The organism is Streptomyces sp. NPDC001056, from assembly GCF_053598955.1.
On sequence record NZ_JBSFLI010000017.1, the window covers coordinates 160,319 to 175,143 of the forward strand.

Below are 14,825 nucleotides of genomic sequence, written 5' to 3' on the forward strand. Positions count from 1 at the left end.
GACGATAAACACGCCCTTCGCCGGTCGCAGCGATGGCGCTTCCGCTTCGTCGCGTTATGGGCGTCGGGTCGGCTCCCGGCCGCTTCAGGGCGTGGTCTCCTCCGTTCCCTTGGTGTGCGTACGGGTGCCGGCCGGGTGCCGGGTGCCTGGGCGCTGGGGCCGGCCGGCGGCCGGTCCGGGGGCCGGCGGGCGGCGCTGTCCGGGCACGCGGGCGGCGCGGGGACCGTCGCCCAGGGTGGCGACGGCGGACCTCAGCCGGCGGCGTCGGCGGATCCGCGCGGCCGGATCCGACTCGCCGGCCGGTGCCGGGTCCGCAGGTGCCGGGTCCGCAGGTGCCGGGTCCGCCGGATTCCCGGTCGCCGCGGGCTTCGCGGGCGCCGCGGGCTTCGCGGGCGCTGTGGCCGGTGCCTTCTCGGTCCGGTCCACTCGCAGGCAGCGGCGGATCGACTCCACGTCGATCCCCTCGTTGCACGCCTGGTGGAGGAGGCGGGCGAAGAGGTAGTCGGGGTCGGCGCCCATCGCCATGGCCAGGGCCTCGCGGGCTTCGAGTTCGTCGCCCGTGGACAAGGCGACCCAGCCGGCCAGGGTCAGCGCGGGGGCGGCGTGTTCGCCGTAGGGTCCGACGCAGCGGCGGGCGAGGGCGCGCCAGAGCCGCAGTGCCGGGGCCGCCTCGTCGCCCTCCATCCACGCGGCGGCGCGGTCGCGGGTGTTGCGGTCCTGGAGGCCGAGGATCAGCCGGGCCGCCTCGTCGTGCCCGATCAGACCGTCGTCGCGCAGGTCGGCCGGAAGCGCGCCGGCGACCGGGGTGGCCGCGGCGAGGCGGTGGAGGAGCCGCTCGGCGAGGACGACGGTCTCCTCGGCCACCTCCGCGCGGCCCGCCTCGTCGAGGATGCGGGGCACCAGGGCCACGCCCGCCGCGTCGAGGGCGGCCTCCTGCTCCCGTGCCGCGGCGGCCTCCCAGGGCTGGAGCCGGGCGCGCAGCTCCTTGAGGGTGCCCCGGACCTGGATACCGGCGTAGGTGGCCGCGGCCGCGAGGACGGAGGTGCCGGGCAGGCCCATCGGCGTACCGTCCTCGGGACAGCAGTCCTCGACGGGGCAGCAGTACGACCAGTAGCGGCCGTCGGAGATGCACAGGGCCTCGATGACCGGCACGTCGAGGTCGCCGCACTGGATGCGCAGCAGGTGGACGAGGCGGGCGAGCCGGCGTTTGACGTCCCGGCCGCGCTCTCCCGGGGTGGGTTCCTGGCAGACGTAGGCCACCAGCTGTTCGGGCTTGGCGCCCCGCCGTTCGCTGCCGGTCACCAGGCCCCGGGCCAGTTGCCGCGCGGCCTCCTCCCAGTCCTCCTCGTGCGCGGGGATGCCGAGGCGGGCCCGGCCGCCGAACCTGCCCTTGCCTCCGCTGTCGTGCAGGGCGACCAGGACCATGCTGTCCTCCGGCCGGTAACCCAGCAGGTAGGGCAGGGCGTCGGCCAGTTCGGCCGGGGTGCGCAGGGTGACCTGCGCGGTGGATTCGCTGTGATTCGTCATGCGCCGACGATCTCGCGGATCCCGCGAGTCCGCTCGGGCCTGTGGATAAGTCGAATCAGGGACACGACAAGCCACTGCGGTTGTCCACAGATCCGCCTCCGGCCCGCCCGTTCGTCGGTCCCGTCCTGTTGTATGGAACGCATGGAGCACGAGCACACGAGCAACGCGGATCTCCGGGCACGGGCGGACGCCGTCCTCGCCCGGCTCGTCGGGGACGCCACGGGCGCCGCCCGGCTGCGCGAGGACCAGTGGCGGGCGATCGAGGCGCTGGTCGCCGAGCGGCGCCGAGCACTGGTCGTGCAGCGCACGGGATGGGGCAAGTCCGCGGTGTACTTCGTGGCGACCTCGCTGCTGCGGGCTCGGGGCAGCGGGCCCACGGTGATCGTCTCGCCGCTGCTCGCGCTCATGCGCAACCAGGTGGAGGCGGCGGCCCGCGCCGGCATCCACGCCCGGACCATCAACTCGTCGAACACCGAGGAGTGGGAGGACGTGCAGGCCGCGATCGCCGCCGGCGAGGTCGACGTCCTGCTCGTCTCGCCGGAGCGCCTCAACAACCCCGACTTCCGCGACCAGGTCCTGCCCAAGCTGTCCGCGGCGACCGGCCTGCTGGTCGTGGACGAGGCGCACTGCATCTCCGACTGGGGCCACGACTTCCGGCCCGACTACCGGCGGCTGCGCACCATGCTCGCCGACCTCCCGCCCGGCGTCCCCGTGCTGGCCACCACCGCCACGGCCAACGCCCGGGTGACCGCCGACGTCGCCGAGCAGCTGGGGACCGGCGGCGGCTCCGACGCCCTGGTGCTGCGCGGCCCGCTGGACCGGGAGAGTCTGAGTCTCGGCGTGCTGCGGCTCCCCGACGCGGCGCACCGGATGGCCTGGCTCGCCGACCATCTCGACGACCTGCCGGGCTCCGGCATCGTCTACACCCTCACCGTTGCCGCCGCCGAGGAGGTCGCCGCGTTCCTGCGGCAGCGCGGCCACACCGTCGCGTCGTACACCGGCAGGACGGAGAACGCCGATCGGCAGCAGGCGGAGGACGACCTGCTCGCCAACCGCGTCAAGGCGCTGGTCGCCACCTCCGCGCTCGGCATGGGTTTCGACAAGCCCGACCTCGGCTTCGTGGTCCATCTCGGCTCGCCCGCCTCCCCCATCGCCTACTACCAGCAGGTGGGCCGCGCCGGCCGCGGTGTGGAGCACGCGGAGGTGCTACTGCTGCCGGGCCGGGAGGACGAGGCGATCTGGGAGTACTTCGCCTCGCTCGCCTTCCCCGCCGAGGACCTGGTGCGGCGCACCCTGGACGTCCTCGCCCGCGCGGCCGGACCGCTGTCGCTGCCCGCGCTGGAGCCGCTGGTCGAGCTGCGCCGCTCCCGGCTGGAGACCATGCTGAAGGTCCTCGACGTGGACGGTGCGGTGCGCCGGGTCAAGGGCGGCTGGCTCGCGACGGGTCAGCCGTGGTCGTACGACGCCGAGCGGTACGCGTGGGTGGCCCGGCAGCGCGCTGCGGAGCAGCAGGCGATGCGCGCGTACGCGAGCACCACCGAGTGCCGGATGGAGTTCCTGCAACGGCAGCTGGACGACGAGGGGGCCAAGCCGTGCGGCCGCTGCGACAACTGCGCGGGCCCGCGTTTCACCGCCGACGCCTCCCCGTCGGCGCTCGACGCGGCGCGCAGCGATCTGGGGCGCGCGGGGGTGGAGGTGGAGCCCCGGCGGATGTGGCCGACCGGGTTGCAGGCCATCGGCATCGGTCTCAAGGGGCGTATCCCGGCCGGTGAACAGGCCGCCCCGGGGCGGGCGCTCGGCCGGCTCTCCGACATCGGCTGGGGCAACCGGCTGCGCCCGCTGCTCGCGCCGCAGACGCCGGACGCGCCCGTGTCGGACGACGTGGCGCGCGCCGTGATCGCGGTGCTGGCCGACTGGGCCAAGGGTCCGGGCGGCTGGGCGCCCGGGGTCGACGGGGCCCGGGCGAGACCGGTGGGAGTGGTCACCGTCGCCTCGCGCACCCGGCCCCGGCTCGTCCACTCGCTGGGCGAGCGGATCGCGGAGACCGGGCGACTGCCGCTGCTGGGGTCCGTGACGTACGACGAGAACGCGCCCCGGATGTCGCGCAGCAACAGCGCGCAACGGCTCAAGGCCCTCGACGGCGCGTTGACGGTGCCACCCGCCCTCGCGTCGGCGCTGGCCGAGGCCGACGGTCCGGTGCTGCTGGTCGACGACTTCACGGAGACCGGCTGGACCCTCGCGGTCGCGGCGCGGCTGCTCCGCCGCTCCGGTGCGAAGGGGGTGCTGCCGCTCGTCCTCGCCGTTCAGGGCTGACCTCGGTCACCGGAAGCCCCGCCCGCACGTCAGGGGGCCGGGGACCCGCCCCGGAGAGGTGCGGGCACGCCATGCGTCATCCGCCCGCCCCATGGGTAGGGATATAAGCCACGCACCATCCGATAACCGGCGGTGACCCCAATTGCTCGTTGCCGCATTCCAGTTCGACAGGAAGAATTGAGATCCGCTCCCCGCACGGCCTGTCCGTGATCCGGTTGGGCTTCGCTGCGGTGCGCGGTCCCCGAATCCGACCTCGCCCGCTGTGTGGGCGCGTAGCCGAAGGGAGGAACGTGACCTTCGGATTCGCCTCGTCCCCGGCGGCCTCGTTGTCGACGCCCACCTCTTCCGCCAGCCGGGTGCTGGAGCCGGCGGAGTGGGCCGCCGCCGGGATCCCGCTGCTGCGCAACCCCCGCGAGGTCGTCAGCGGACTGCACGCCCGGCATCATCCGCGGCCGTCCACGGCCGTCGTGGCCGTGCTCGACCCGGACGAACGGCTGTGCGCCAGCGCGTCGTTCCCCCGTCGGGCCGCCGCCCCGGCGGACGGCTGGATGTTCCGGAACGCGCTGCTGTCCCAGCTGCGCCGGGTCATACCGCACGACCTGCGCCGCCGTACTCCGGTCCGCACCGCCGTCCTGCTCTACTGCCGCGAGGGGGACGCGCGTTGGACCGAGGAGGACGGCGCGTGGATGTGGGGGCTGCGTGACGCCTGCACACTGCACGGGCTGCGGTGCGGGGCGTACATCACCCTGACCCATGACGGCTGGCAGGTGCTGGGCGAGGGGCGGGGTGGGCGCCGGCCCAACGCGCACTCGGAGCCGGAGCCATTCGCCACGGCGGATGCTCCGCCGCCCGCGCCTCGGACCGGGGGGCCGGTTTCCGAGGTGCTGCGTCGGGCGGCCGCGCGCTGAGGGTCGGCACCGGCGACGACCACACACCACCCGAGGCGTCCCGGCGCTGTCCCGGTGCCTCCCCGGAGGGGGTGCCCCGGCGACCGCCCTCCCCCGCGCTCGGCTTCGCTCGCGCGTCGGCGCCCCAACGCTCTGGGGACACCTGCCAGGTACCGGGCCCTTGAGGCGCCGACGGACGCGTGACCTGCCCGCGGCCAGGGCGACCGGTGCCGAGGCACGCGGTAGGCACGCAACAGGCGCGCCAGAACGCCGGACGGCACGCCGAAGGGCACACCGTGCGGTGCCCCTTCGGGCGGCTGCCCGTACCCGGTGCCCGGTGCCCGGTCAGACGCCCGCGGCCAGTGCCGAGTTGATCTGCTGCGGGTCGCCGCAGACGATCAGCAGGGCTTCGGCGCGGGAGTTGGCCAGCGGCAGGACGGTGGCGGCGGAGTCGGGGTCTCCGTTGAGGGCCACGACGACCACCGGACGGGACCCGGCACGGTCGGCGATGGCGGCGTCCGTGTAGAAGACGTCGTCACCGGCGTCGTGCTGCGCCCAGTAGGCGGCTTCGCCGAAGGACAGCTCGTGCTCGGCCCACGGGTGCTGGGCACCGGTGGTGATCACGAGCACGTCGCCGGGGGCGCGGCCCGAGTCCAGCAGCAGGTCGACGGCCTCTTCGGCGGCGTCGATCGCACCCCCGGCCGAGGCCGGGATCAGCTGGATCTGCGGACCGGCCGCGGCGGCGGTGGTGGCAGTGGCCGGGCCGGAGGGGCCGGGCTTGGCCGGAGCCACGTCACGCGGCGTGCGCTGCACCGGCGGCGTGGGCCGCTGAGGGCCGGGACGACCGGGGCGGGACGGCGCCGCGGGACGGGGTCCGGGTACGGGGCGAGGGGTCGGGGCGGTGCGGCCGCTGGCCGGCGTGACGCGGGGACCCTGGGCACTCTCGTGAATCTGAGGCTCCTCGGGAATGAGAGGCATGAGCTGATTTTTATCAAACGTTGAAGTGGCGCTGATGACGGGGTGGCACATCAGTGCGATCGGAACCGTCAGAAGTCGAAGCCGAGCTGACCCTCGATTTCCGGAACGCTTCCGTCCGCCCAGTTGCGGGCCTTCTTGAGATGCCGCCACTGGGGCAGCGCATCAAGATACGCCCACGACAAACGGTGGTGCGGGGTGGGGCCCCGCTCTTCCAGTGCGGCCTTGTGCACGGGCGACGGATACCCGGCGTTGTCCGCAAACCCGAAGTCTGCATGGTCGACAGCCAGTTCGGCCATCATTTTGTCGCGCTGAACCTTCGCGATCACCGAGGCCGCCGCGACGGCGACGCACGAGCGATCACCCTTGATCACCGTACGCACCCGCCAGGGGGCGCCGAGGTAGTCGTGTTTCCCGTCGAGGATCACGGCGTCGGGGCGGACCGGCAGGGCGTCCAGGGCGCGGACGGCGGCGAGCCGCAGCGCGGCCGTCATCCCCATGTCGTCGATCTCCTCGGGGGAAGCATGCCCCAGCGCGTAGGCCGTCACCCACGCCCGCAGGATCTCGTCCAGCGCGGTGCGCCGCTTGACGGTCAGCAGCTTGGAGTCGGTCAGACCCGCGGGCGGCCGGCGCAGTCCGGTGATCGCCGCGCAGACGGTGACGGGCCCGGCCCAGGCGCCGCGCCCCACCTCGTCGACACCGGCGATGACCTTCGCTCCGGTCGTGGCACGCAGGGAGCGCTCGACGGTGTGGGTGGGAGGTTCGTACGGCATGGCGCCCTTAGATTACGCCGCCGGGGGCACCGGCCGACACCCCGGTCGCCCTCACGGCGGCGGGAGTACCGGCCGGCCGGCCGCCGTACCGGAACCAGGGTCATCTGATTTGCGAGCGCACATCAACGGGCAGGGTCGCCGGTCGACCGCGGAGACCCGCGGGAGAAGGACCACGGGTCGCACCCGAACGCCCCCAACCCCTCCGTCCCGCACATGGATTGCCTGGGAGGCAAGTCCTCGCCGATCGCACCGACTCCACCCGCTCCACACCCCACCTCGTCAGGGGGTCGCACCCGCGATTCACACGGCGTCCTCCGGGGCGAGTGTCTGGTTCACCTCCCTCAGTCTCGTGATCTCGTCCCTGATCGGTTGCAGCACCTCGTCCAGCTCCGCGCGGCTGAAGCGCGGCGTGATGTGTTGGTGGCAGTTCCAGCTGAGGCCCTCGACGGTGATGGTGACGAGCCGTTCCAGGCGGCCGTCGGTACGCGGCCGGGCAAGGCGGCCGGCGAGTGCGGGCGCCTCGTCGGCGTCCTGCCAGCGCGCGCGGCCGAAGAGTTTCAGCCGGGCCCGGTAGGCGTAGTCCATCAGGAACAGGGCGACCTTGTCGTTGTGCCGCAGGTTGCCCGTGGTGATGAACTGCCGGTTGCCGCCGACGTCGGCGAAGGCGAGCGTGTGCTCGTCCAGGACGTGGAGGAAGCCGGGCGGGCCCCCGCGGTGCTGGATGTAGGGCCAGCCGGTCTCGCTGACGGTGGCCATGTAGAAGCTGTCGCGTTCGGCGATGAACTGCTGCTCCACCGGCCCCAGCGGGTCGGGCTCGTCGGGTCCGTCCAGTTGCCGCAGCATGGCGTGGGCGCTGCCGTTGCGTTCCTGGACGCCCCTGACCGAGTCGGTGTAGGCGATGCGGGCGAAGCGGGTCATGGGCGCGTCTCCGTTGCCTTCGGCCTCCGTCCGGCCTGCGGGCGGCTCAGTGGCCGGGGTGGAGGAGGAGTTTGCCGGTGGTGGTGCCGGACTGGAGGTCGGCGTGTGCCTCGGCGGCCCGGTCGAAGCCGTACCGGCCGCCGATCGCGGTCTTCAGCACGCCCTCCCGCAGCCAGCGGAAGACGTCGGCGGCGCGTGCGGTCAGCTCGTCGGGGTCGGAGGCGTGGTCGACGAGGGTGGGACGGGTGAGGAACAGCGAGCCGCGGGGCGCGAGGGACTGCGGGTCGAACGGCGGTACGGGCCCGGAGGCGGCGCCGACCAGGACGAACGTGCCGCGCGGCCGCAGCGCGGCGAGCCCCGCCTCGAAGGTGTCCCTGCCGATGCCGTCGTAGACGACGTCCGCTCCCCTGCCGTCGGTGTGGTCGAGGACCCGCCGGGTCAGCTCGCCGGGATCGCCGCCGCGGACGATGACGTGGTGGGTGCCGGCCGCCTCGGCCGCGGCCGCCTTGCCGGGCGCGGAGACGGTACCGATGACGCGCGCGCCGCGGCGGACCAGCAGTCGCACCAGGTGCTGTCCGAGGCCGCCGGCCGCGGAGTGGACGAGCGCGGTCTCGCCCGGGGCCGCCCGGTAGGTGGACGTCGTCAGATAGTGGGCGGTCAGTCCCTGGAGCATGGTCGCGGCGGCGTCGGCGTCCGGGATGTCGTCGGGGACGCGGACCGCGGCGCGGGCGGGGACCGCGACGAGTTCGGCGTAGGAGGCGGGGGCCGCGCACCAGGCGACGCGGTCGCCGGGCCGGAAGCCGGTGACGTCGGCGCCGGTCGCGAGGACGGTGCCGGCGCCCTCGCTGCCCGGGACGAAGGGGGCGCGCAGCGCGGCGCGGCCCTCGCGTTCGTAGACGTCCTTGTAGTTGATCCCGGCGGCGGCGAGACGGACCAGCAGCTCGCCGGGACCCGGTCGCGGGTCCGGGCGGTCGGTCTCGGTCAGGACCTCGGGGCCGCCGTGCCGCTCGGCCACTACTGCGCGCATGGGAACACTCCTTGCTGATGGGGATCGGTAGACGAGAGTGAAGGTGATCGGGGTGCGGAGCCGGAGGGGGTCGGGCCGCGACGCCGGAGGTGGCCGGGCCGCGGACGAGGGGCGGGGCCGCGCCGTCGGGTGTCCGTCCGGCACGGCCCCGCTGGGTCGGAGGCGGGTCAGGCGGTCTCCTTGCGCGGCACGTAGCGGACGCTGAGGGCGATGATGGCGAAGAAGCAGACGGCCACCAGGACGACACTCAGGCGCATGCCGAGCAGGGTGTCGTGCATGCCGATCAGGGAGCCGAGCAGCGCCACGCCCATCGCCATGCCGACCTGGCGGGCGGTGTTGAGGACGCCGGAGCCGAGGCCGGCGTAGGCCGGGTCGATGGCCAGCAGCGCGGCGGCGTTCAGGCTCGGCGAGAACACACCGCAGCCGAGGCCGGTCAGACCGGTGCCGAGGGCGAACAGCGGCCAGGTGCCCTGGTCGGTGACGCCGAGCAGCAGGGCGCTTCCGATGAAGGAGGACAGCGCGCCGGTCCACAGCAGGAACCGCGGACCGCGGTGCACGAGGCGGCGGTTGAGGACGATGGTGCCGAAGACCCAGGCGATCCCGAAGGGGAGGAAGTACATGCCGGTCTTCTCGGCGCTGAGGCCCCACTGCTGCTGGAGGTAGATGGCGAGCATGAACTGGAGGCCGTAGCCGCCGAACTGGAAGGCGAAGCCGTTGGTGATGGAGGCGGAGAAGGCGGAGCGGCGGAAGACGGCCAGCGGCAGCATCGGGTGCTTCGAGCGGGACTCGACGGCCACGAAGGTGACGGCGGTGAGGACCGCGACGGCCAGCAGGAGCAGCGGAACCAGGGCGAGCCAGCCCAGCGAGCCGCCCTCGATGAGGTAGGCGACGATCGCGGAGAGGGCGATGATGCCGGTCAGCTGGCCGGGCAGGTCGGCGGCGCGGGACTCGCGCCGGGGGGTCTCGCTCGCGTAGCGCTGGGCGAGGTAGAGAGTGACCAGGCCGACGGGCACGTTGATGAGGAAGATCGAGCGCCAGCCGAGCAGTTCGGTCAGGGCGCCACCACCGAGCGGGCCGGCGACGAGGGCGAGTCCGCCGGTGGCACCCCAGACGGTGATGGCCTTGGCGCGCTCAAGCGGGTCGGGGTAGGTGCGGGCGATGATGGCCAGCGTGGTGGGCAGCAGACCGCCGGCCGCGATGCCCTGGAGGAAGCGGGCCACCACCAGGACGGTCAGATCGGGGCTGACCGCGCACAGCAGGGACGCGGCGGTGAACGCGGCGAGCGAGGAGACGAACAGCCGGCGCGCACCCCAGCGGTCGCTGATGCTGCCCGCCGTGAGCAGGATGCTGGCCAGCGGGATGGTGTAGATGGTGACGACCCACTGGAGGGCGGCCATCGAGCCGTGGACGTCGCGTTCGATGGCGGGCAGGGCGATGTTCAGCGCGCTGCCGTCCAGAAGGATCATGAAGAAGCCGAGGCAGACGGCGGCGAGGGCGAGCGCGGTGTGACGCGCGCTGCGCACCGGGGCGGCGGCCGGCGGGGCGGGCGTGGACGCGGCTATCGGCTGCCGCGCCGTGCTCGTCGGAGAGTCGGGGACGGTGGTCATGGGGTGAACCTTCTTTCGGTCGCGGTGCGGAGGCGGGGTCCGGCGAGCGGGCCGGTGCGATGGCCGGAGGTGGTACCGCGCGGGGGCGGGCCGGAGCGACGGCCGGAGGCGGTGCCGTACGGCGGGGTGGTGCGACGGTCGGACGCGGCGCCGGGCGGCGAGAGGTGCGGCCGTCGGACGCGGCGCCGTACGGCGGGGTGGTGCGGCGGGTTGGTGCGGCGGTCGGACGTGGCGCCGCGCGGGCGACGGGTCGTGCGGTTCAGCGGACGGCGGGTCGTGCGGTTCAGGCTCTGAGCCGGTCCAAGGCACTCTTCGCGGCCTCGGTCGCGTGACGGAACGCCGCCTGGTCCTGCTGGGCGCGGGCGAGTACGTAACCGCCCTGGACGGCGGCGATGAGGAGCGAGGCCATGGCCGCGGGGTCGGTGTCGGCGCGCAGTTCGCCGGTGCGCACGCCCTCGGCGAGCACGTCGGCGATGCGCTGCCGCAGCCAGATGAAGAACTCCGCGACGGGGGCGCGCAGTTGGTCGTCGGCGACGACGTCGGGGTCCTGGACGAGCCGGCCGACGCGGCAGCCGGCGAGCGGGTTGCGTTCCATGTCGAGGTAGGCGCCGAGGCGTTCCAGCGCCGTCGTGCCGCTGCCGAGCGCCGCCTCCGTGGCGAGGCGCAGCTGCCCCGCCGAGTGCCGGATGGCGGTGACGGCCAGGTCGGCCTTGCCGGAGAAGTGGTGGTACATGCTCCCCTGTCCGGCGCGGGAGCGCTTCTGGATCATCGCCGGGCTGGTCGCCGCGTAGCCGCGCTCCCACAGCAGCTCGGCAGCGGCCTCGACGAGGTGGTCCTTCGTCGGCTTCATGCGTTCCACTGTACATACTAGTAGGTACAGAACGCAAGGCCGAGCCCCTGCCGATGACGACCGGCAGGGGCTCGGGGCAGGACGGGAAGGGCTACGGGGTACGGGGTACGACAGGGGTACGCCGAGACGAGGGGCCTACGGGACGGCACGGCCGTCCGGCGCCCGGCTCAGGCCGCGCCGACCCGCACGCCCACCTCCTCCCGCAGCACCAGCAACGCCACCTTCCCCGCGCTGTTGTACGGAATCCGCTCCACCTCGGTGACCCTCGCGGGGCCCGCGTACCGGCCGAGGACCTCGCCGGCCCGGACCAGGGCGCGCTGCCGCAGCTCGGGCGCCAGGCCGGGCCGCAGCACCACCACCGCGACCGCGCCGGTGTCCGCGCCGTCCAGACCCGAGGTGACGCACACGTCACGCACCGCCGGGTCCTCCTTGATGACGCCCTCGATCCGGACGATGTCCAGGCCCGGCTCGGAGCGTGCGGTGACGTAGAGCCGTCCGTCGTCGCCGAGATAGCCGTAGTCGCTGGTCAGGATGTGTCGGCGGCCGGCGATCTCGACGGTGTCCAACGGTCGGTGGGCGTACTCGTCCAGGGCGAACGCGCTGTCGATCGCGAGCAGTCCCACCCGGCCGACGGGCAGCTCGCCGAGGGTGTCCGGGTCCAGCGCGCGCACCGTGACGCCCGGCATGAAGCGGCCGGCCGCGTACGGCGCCGCCGCCAAGTCGGCCGGGTCCGCGAGGGTGTTGATGCCGGTCTCGGTGGTCGCGTAGTACGCGTACAGCAGGTCGCCCAGGCGGTCCCGGGTCTGTTCGACGGTGCGCGGGCTGATGTGCCGGCCGCCGGTGAGCAGGAAGCGCAGCGCCGTCAGGTCGGCGTCCCGGTGTGTGGTGGTGGCGGCCTCCAACAACCTGTCGAGGAACGGCGGTACGAGGAAGGCGCCGGTCAGCCGCTCCTCGGCCAGCACCTCCACCGCCGCCTCGGGGTCCGGCGGGCCGAGCCGCACCGAGGCGCCGAGGGCCAGCGCGGCGCCGGCCCACACATGGCCGGAGGCGAAGGCGAGCGGCGAGGTGATGAGGAACGAGTCGCCGGGGCCGAAGTCGAACCGGTCGCGCAGGAAGGCGACCCGCTGGTTCTCGGTGCGCTTGCGGCGGATGAACAGCTTCGGGGTGCCCGTCGTACCGCTGGTGAACCCCAGCGCGCTGAACGGCGGTTGGACCCACGGTGACGGCTGGTGCTCGCCCTCGGCGGCGGCCAGATAGTGCGTGACCCTGGTGTCGAAGGCGGGGAACGCCACCAGGTCGAGCAGGACGGCGGTGTCGCCCCAGCGCGGCCAGAAGTCCCGCGGCAGGTTCGGCAGCGAGCTGTCGACCACGATGAACGTGGGCTCCACGGAAGCCAGTTGCTCGGCTATGGTGGCGCCGTCGCGTTCCGGGTCGACGCCCACCCAGGGGATGCCCAGCGAGGTCAGCGCGGCGGTCGCCACGACGACGCGGACGCTGTTGCCCGCGACCACCATCGCCCGGTTGGACTCGTCGGCGTCCAGCGAGCGGGTCAGCCAGGCCCGCACCGCCTCGACCCGGTCGGCCAGTTCGGTCCAGGTGAGGGCCTCGTCCCCGTCGCTGACCGCCACGCGGTGCGGCGCGGCCGCGGCGTGCTGTCGTAGAGCATCGAGCGTGATCATTTGCCGTCTCCTCGTCGGTGGGGGTGTCAGCCAGCCAGCGGAACGGTCGTGCCGCGGCTCTCGTCGGCGCCGAGCCGGGCGAGCCGCGCCATGCCCTGGCGCAGGCAGGACCGGGCGATCGAGTCACCCTGGAGCAGGGTGCGGGAGTTGACGTGCGGACGGGCGCCGATGGCGGTGACCCACTGCACCGACTCCACCGGCGGGCCGTAGCTGAAGCGTGCCGGGTGCGGGGTGCCGTCGCCGCGCACCACCTGGAACGTCGACTCGGTCACGTCGAGACCGCCGGTCTCGTATCCCTCTCCGTCGGCGTCGGGGATGAAGTGCGCCCGGCACTCCCCCGCCGCGCGCAGCGAGGCGAGCAGCGGATCGGTGGCCCGGCGGACGTCGGTGAGCGGAAGGTGCGCCTCCACCAGGGCGGTGGCCCGCACCTCGGTGCCGGGCACGTCCGGAGAAAGAGCGCGGAAGACGCCGTCCTCGGCACTCACCCTCATCCGCGGGCCGAGCGGTTCGACCACCCCGGCCCGCACCAGCGCGAGCAGTTGCGCGACCCGGGTGGCGGGCGGGCCGCTGGCCGCGTAGTTGTTCAGGCCGCTGAACCAGCGGTCGATGTGGTCGCGGTACGACGCCCCGCTGATCCCCCGGTGGGAGATGACCGCCCGCACCTCCTCGCGCAGGTCGCGCATCACCGCGGCGGCGGCCTTCACCGCGCTGCGCTCCGGGCCGAGCCGGGAGTGGCGCAGGTCCTCGGCGAGCTGGCCGGTGATCCAGTCGCGGAACGCCGCCTGATCGGCGAAGCCGAGGCCGTCCGCCGGGCGGTCCAGGCGCTGCCAGTCGAACCGCAGCCGCGGGTCGGGCACCAGCTCCTCGATGAGCCGCTCCATCCGGGGGCTGCCCCAGTCCAGGCCCGGGAACTCGGCCACCAGCCGGGCGTGCCCCTCGGGCGCGGTGTCCCTGAGCAGCGCCCGGTAGTACACCCAGGCGACCTCCTTGGCCACCAGCGGGAACAGGTCGCGCCGGAAGTCGGTGCGCCCGGTGCCGGCGCCGACGCGCAGCTCGGCTATCTCGGTGGCCGTGATGAAGTCCGGCTTGTAGCGGGGCACCACCTCCTGTTTGATCTCCGCCCTGGCCCGGTACGGCATCCCGCGCCCGGAACCCGCGTACATCACCGGTTCCTGGCCGCTGGGCAGATAGCGCAGGGTGTCGCCGTCGGTGACGAAGTGGCCGCCGCGGCCCTCGCTGAGCAGGATCATGTAGTCGTAGAAGTTGAGGCCGAGGCCGCGCACGATGACCGGCTCGCCCGCCCGTACCCAGGACAGATCGGCCTCGGCGGGGCTGTCGGGGGCCACGTAGTGCAGACCGTGCCGGGCCGCGAAGTCGACGAGTTCCTGCTCCCGGGTCGTGGGCGCCACGTCGTAGTGGCCCTGTGCGAGCACCACCGCGTCGACGCGCAGCGGCAGGTCCTCGCCCTCCAGCCGCACTTCTTGCAGCCCGTCGGCGGACTCGGTGACGGAGACCGCCCGCGTCCGGTGGACGCTGACGGACACCTCGGCCGGTGCGCGGTCGACGATGTGCCGGAACGCCCAGCCCAGGTACTCGCCCTGGAAGGCGCGGGAGGCGTACGACCATGCCTCCATCTGCGCGGCCTCGGCCTTCGCCTCGTCGCTGACGTCGGTCACCCGGCCGTCCGCGACCATCCGGGCCCACTGGTACTGGGTGGGTCCGGGGGTCAGCGGCCCGTCGCAGGTCACGGTCTGATCCGTGAAGACCGTGACGTCGCCGGCGACGGTGTTCATCAGCAGCTCGCGCGGCTGGTCGAACTTCCACACCCGGCCGCCGCCGGCGGGGTACGGATCCACGACGTGGACGTGGACGTCCTGGCCGGGGCTCAGCGACGGCGCGTTGGCGCAGATGCGTTCCAGTGCGACCGTGCCCCGGGGGCCGGCGCCGACGATGCAGATGTCGATGGTGCGAGTGGACATGCCGATCTCCCTGCGAAGTTGGGACGACGGGGGCTAGTCGAGGACGGTCCAGGTGTCGGTGCCGGTGAGGAGGGTGGTCAGGTCGCCCTTGCCGTGCCGGTCGGTCGCGGCGTCGAGCTGGGCGTTGAGGGCGGTGTCGTAGACGGGCCGCTCGGCGCGGCGGAAGACGCCGACGGGGGTGGGCGCGGTCAGCCTGGAGAGGGCGAAGGCGGTGGTGGGGGAGGCGGCGTGGGCGTCGTGGACCAGGAGGTCGGTCTCGTTCTCGGGGGTCACGGTGACCACGTCGAGGT

General features: G+C 73.7%; 11 protein-coding genes and 1 pseudogene. 2 read left to right on the forward strand and 10 right to left on the reverse strand.

All coding sequences use genetic code 11. From position 1 onward, the window contains the following. Positions 1 to 84: 84 nt before the first annotated feature. Complete coding sequence (locus ACWDD7_RS21290; protein ID WP_450458489.1) at positions 85 to 1,527, reverse strand: DUF4192 domain-containing protein; 1,443 nt, start codon at positions 1,525 to 1,527, stop codon at positions 85 to 87. Positions 1,528 to 1,659: 132 nt separating this feature from the next. Between ACWDD7_RS21290 and ACWDD7_RS21295 the strand changes: the two genes are divergently transcribed. Then, positions 1,660 to 3,840 carry a RecQ family ATP-dependent DNA helicase gene (locus ACWDD7_RS21295; RefSeq protein ID WP_450458490.1) on the forward strand — a complete coding sequence of 727 codons (2,181 nt, stop codon included), beginning with the start codon at positions 1,660 to 1,662 and terminating at the stop codon, positions 3,838 to 3,840. A 290-nt stretch (positions 3,841 to 4,130) separates the two neighbouring features. After that, on the forward strand, positions 4,131 to 4,748 hold the full coding sequence (locus ACWDD7_RS21300) for a hypothetical protein (RefSeq protein WP_392211495.1): 618 nt from the start codon (positions 4,131 to 4,133) through the stop codon (positions 4,746 to 4,748). Positions 4,749 to 5,072: 324 nt separating this feature from the next. On the opposite strand, the gene ACWDD7_RS21305 is transcribed toward ACWDD7_RS21300, so the two are convergent. From ACWDD7_RS21305 to ACWDD7_RS21345, 9 genes and pseudogenes are all read right to left on the reverse strand, one after another. Continuing rightward, complete coding sequence (locus tag ACWDD7_RS21305; RefSeq protein WP_351877055.1) at positions 5,073 to 5,705, reverse strand: hypothetical protein; 633 nt, start codon at positions 5,703 to 5,705, stop codon at positions 5,073 to 5,075. A gap of 68 nt (positions 5,706 to 5,773) precedes the next feature. Then, entirely contained in the window at positions 5,774 to 6,475 is a 702-nt protein-coding gene (locus ACWDD7_RS21310; RefSeq protein WP_351877056.1) for a ribonuclease HII, read from the reverse strand. A 300-nt stretch (positions 6,476 to 6,775) separates the two neighbouring features. After that, complete coding sequence (locus ACWDD7_RS21315) at positions 6,776 to 7,393, reverse strand: pyridoxamine 5'-phosphate oxidase family protein (RefSeq protein WP_392211492.1); 618 nt, start codon at positions 7,391 to 7,393, stop codon at positions 6,776 to 6,778. A gap of 46 nt (positions 7,394 to 7,439) precedes the next feature. Next, positions 7,440 to 8,420 carry a quinone oxidoreductase family protein gene (locus ACWDD7_RS21320; RefSeq protein WP_450458492.1) on the reverse strand — a complete coding sequence of 327 codons (981 nt, stop codon included), beginning with the start codon at positions 8,418 to 8,420 and terminating at the stop codon, positions 7,440 to 7,442. A 167-nt stretch (positions 8,421 to 8,587) separates the two neighbouring features. After that, complete coding sequence (locus ACWDD7_RS21325; protein ID WP_450458493.1) at positions 8,588 to 10,027, reverse strand: MFS transporter; 1,440 nt, start codon at positions 10,025 to 10,027, stop codon at positions 8,588 to 8,590. Positions 10,028 to 10,310: 283 nt separating this feature from the next. Beyond that, positions 10,311 to 10,877 (reverse strand): TetR family transcriptional regulator C-terminal domain-containing protein, encoded by a 567-nt coding sequence (locus ACWDD7_RS21330; protein ID WP_351877060.1) that lies wholly within the window; start codon positions 10,875 to 10,877, stop codon positions 10,311 to 10,313. A gap of 167 nt (positions 10,878 to 11,044) precedes the next feature. Further along, on the reverse strand, positions 11,045 to 12,556 hold the full coding sequence (locus ACWDD7_RS21335; protein ID WP_450458494.1) for a class I adenylate-forming enzyme family protein: 1,512 nt from the start codon (positions 12,554 to 12,556) through the stop codon (positions 11,045 to 11,047). 26 nt (positions 12,557 to 12,582) lie between these two features. Beyond that, the gene (locus tag ACWDD7_RS21340; protein WP_450458495.1) at positions 12,583 to 14,535 is read right to left on the reverse strand and encodes an FAD/NAD(P)-binding protein; all 1,953 of its coding nucleotides are present in this window, start codon (positions 14,533 to 14,535) and stop codon (positions 12,583 to 12,585) included. Positions 14,536 to 14,568: 33 nt separating this feature from the next. Further along, positions 14,569 to 14,825: pseudogene (locus tag ACWDD7_RS21345) on the reverse strand (2-oxoacid:ferredoxin oxidoreductase subunit beta); the annotation flags it as partial.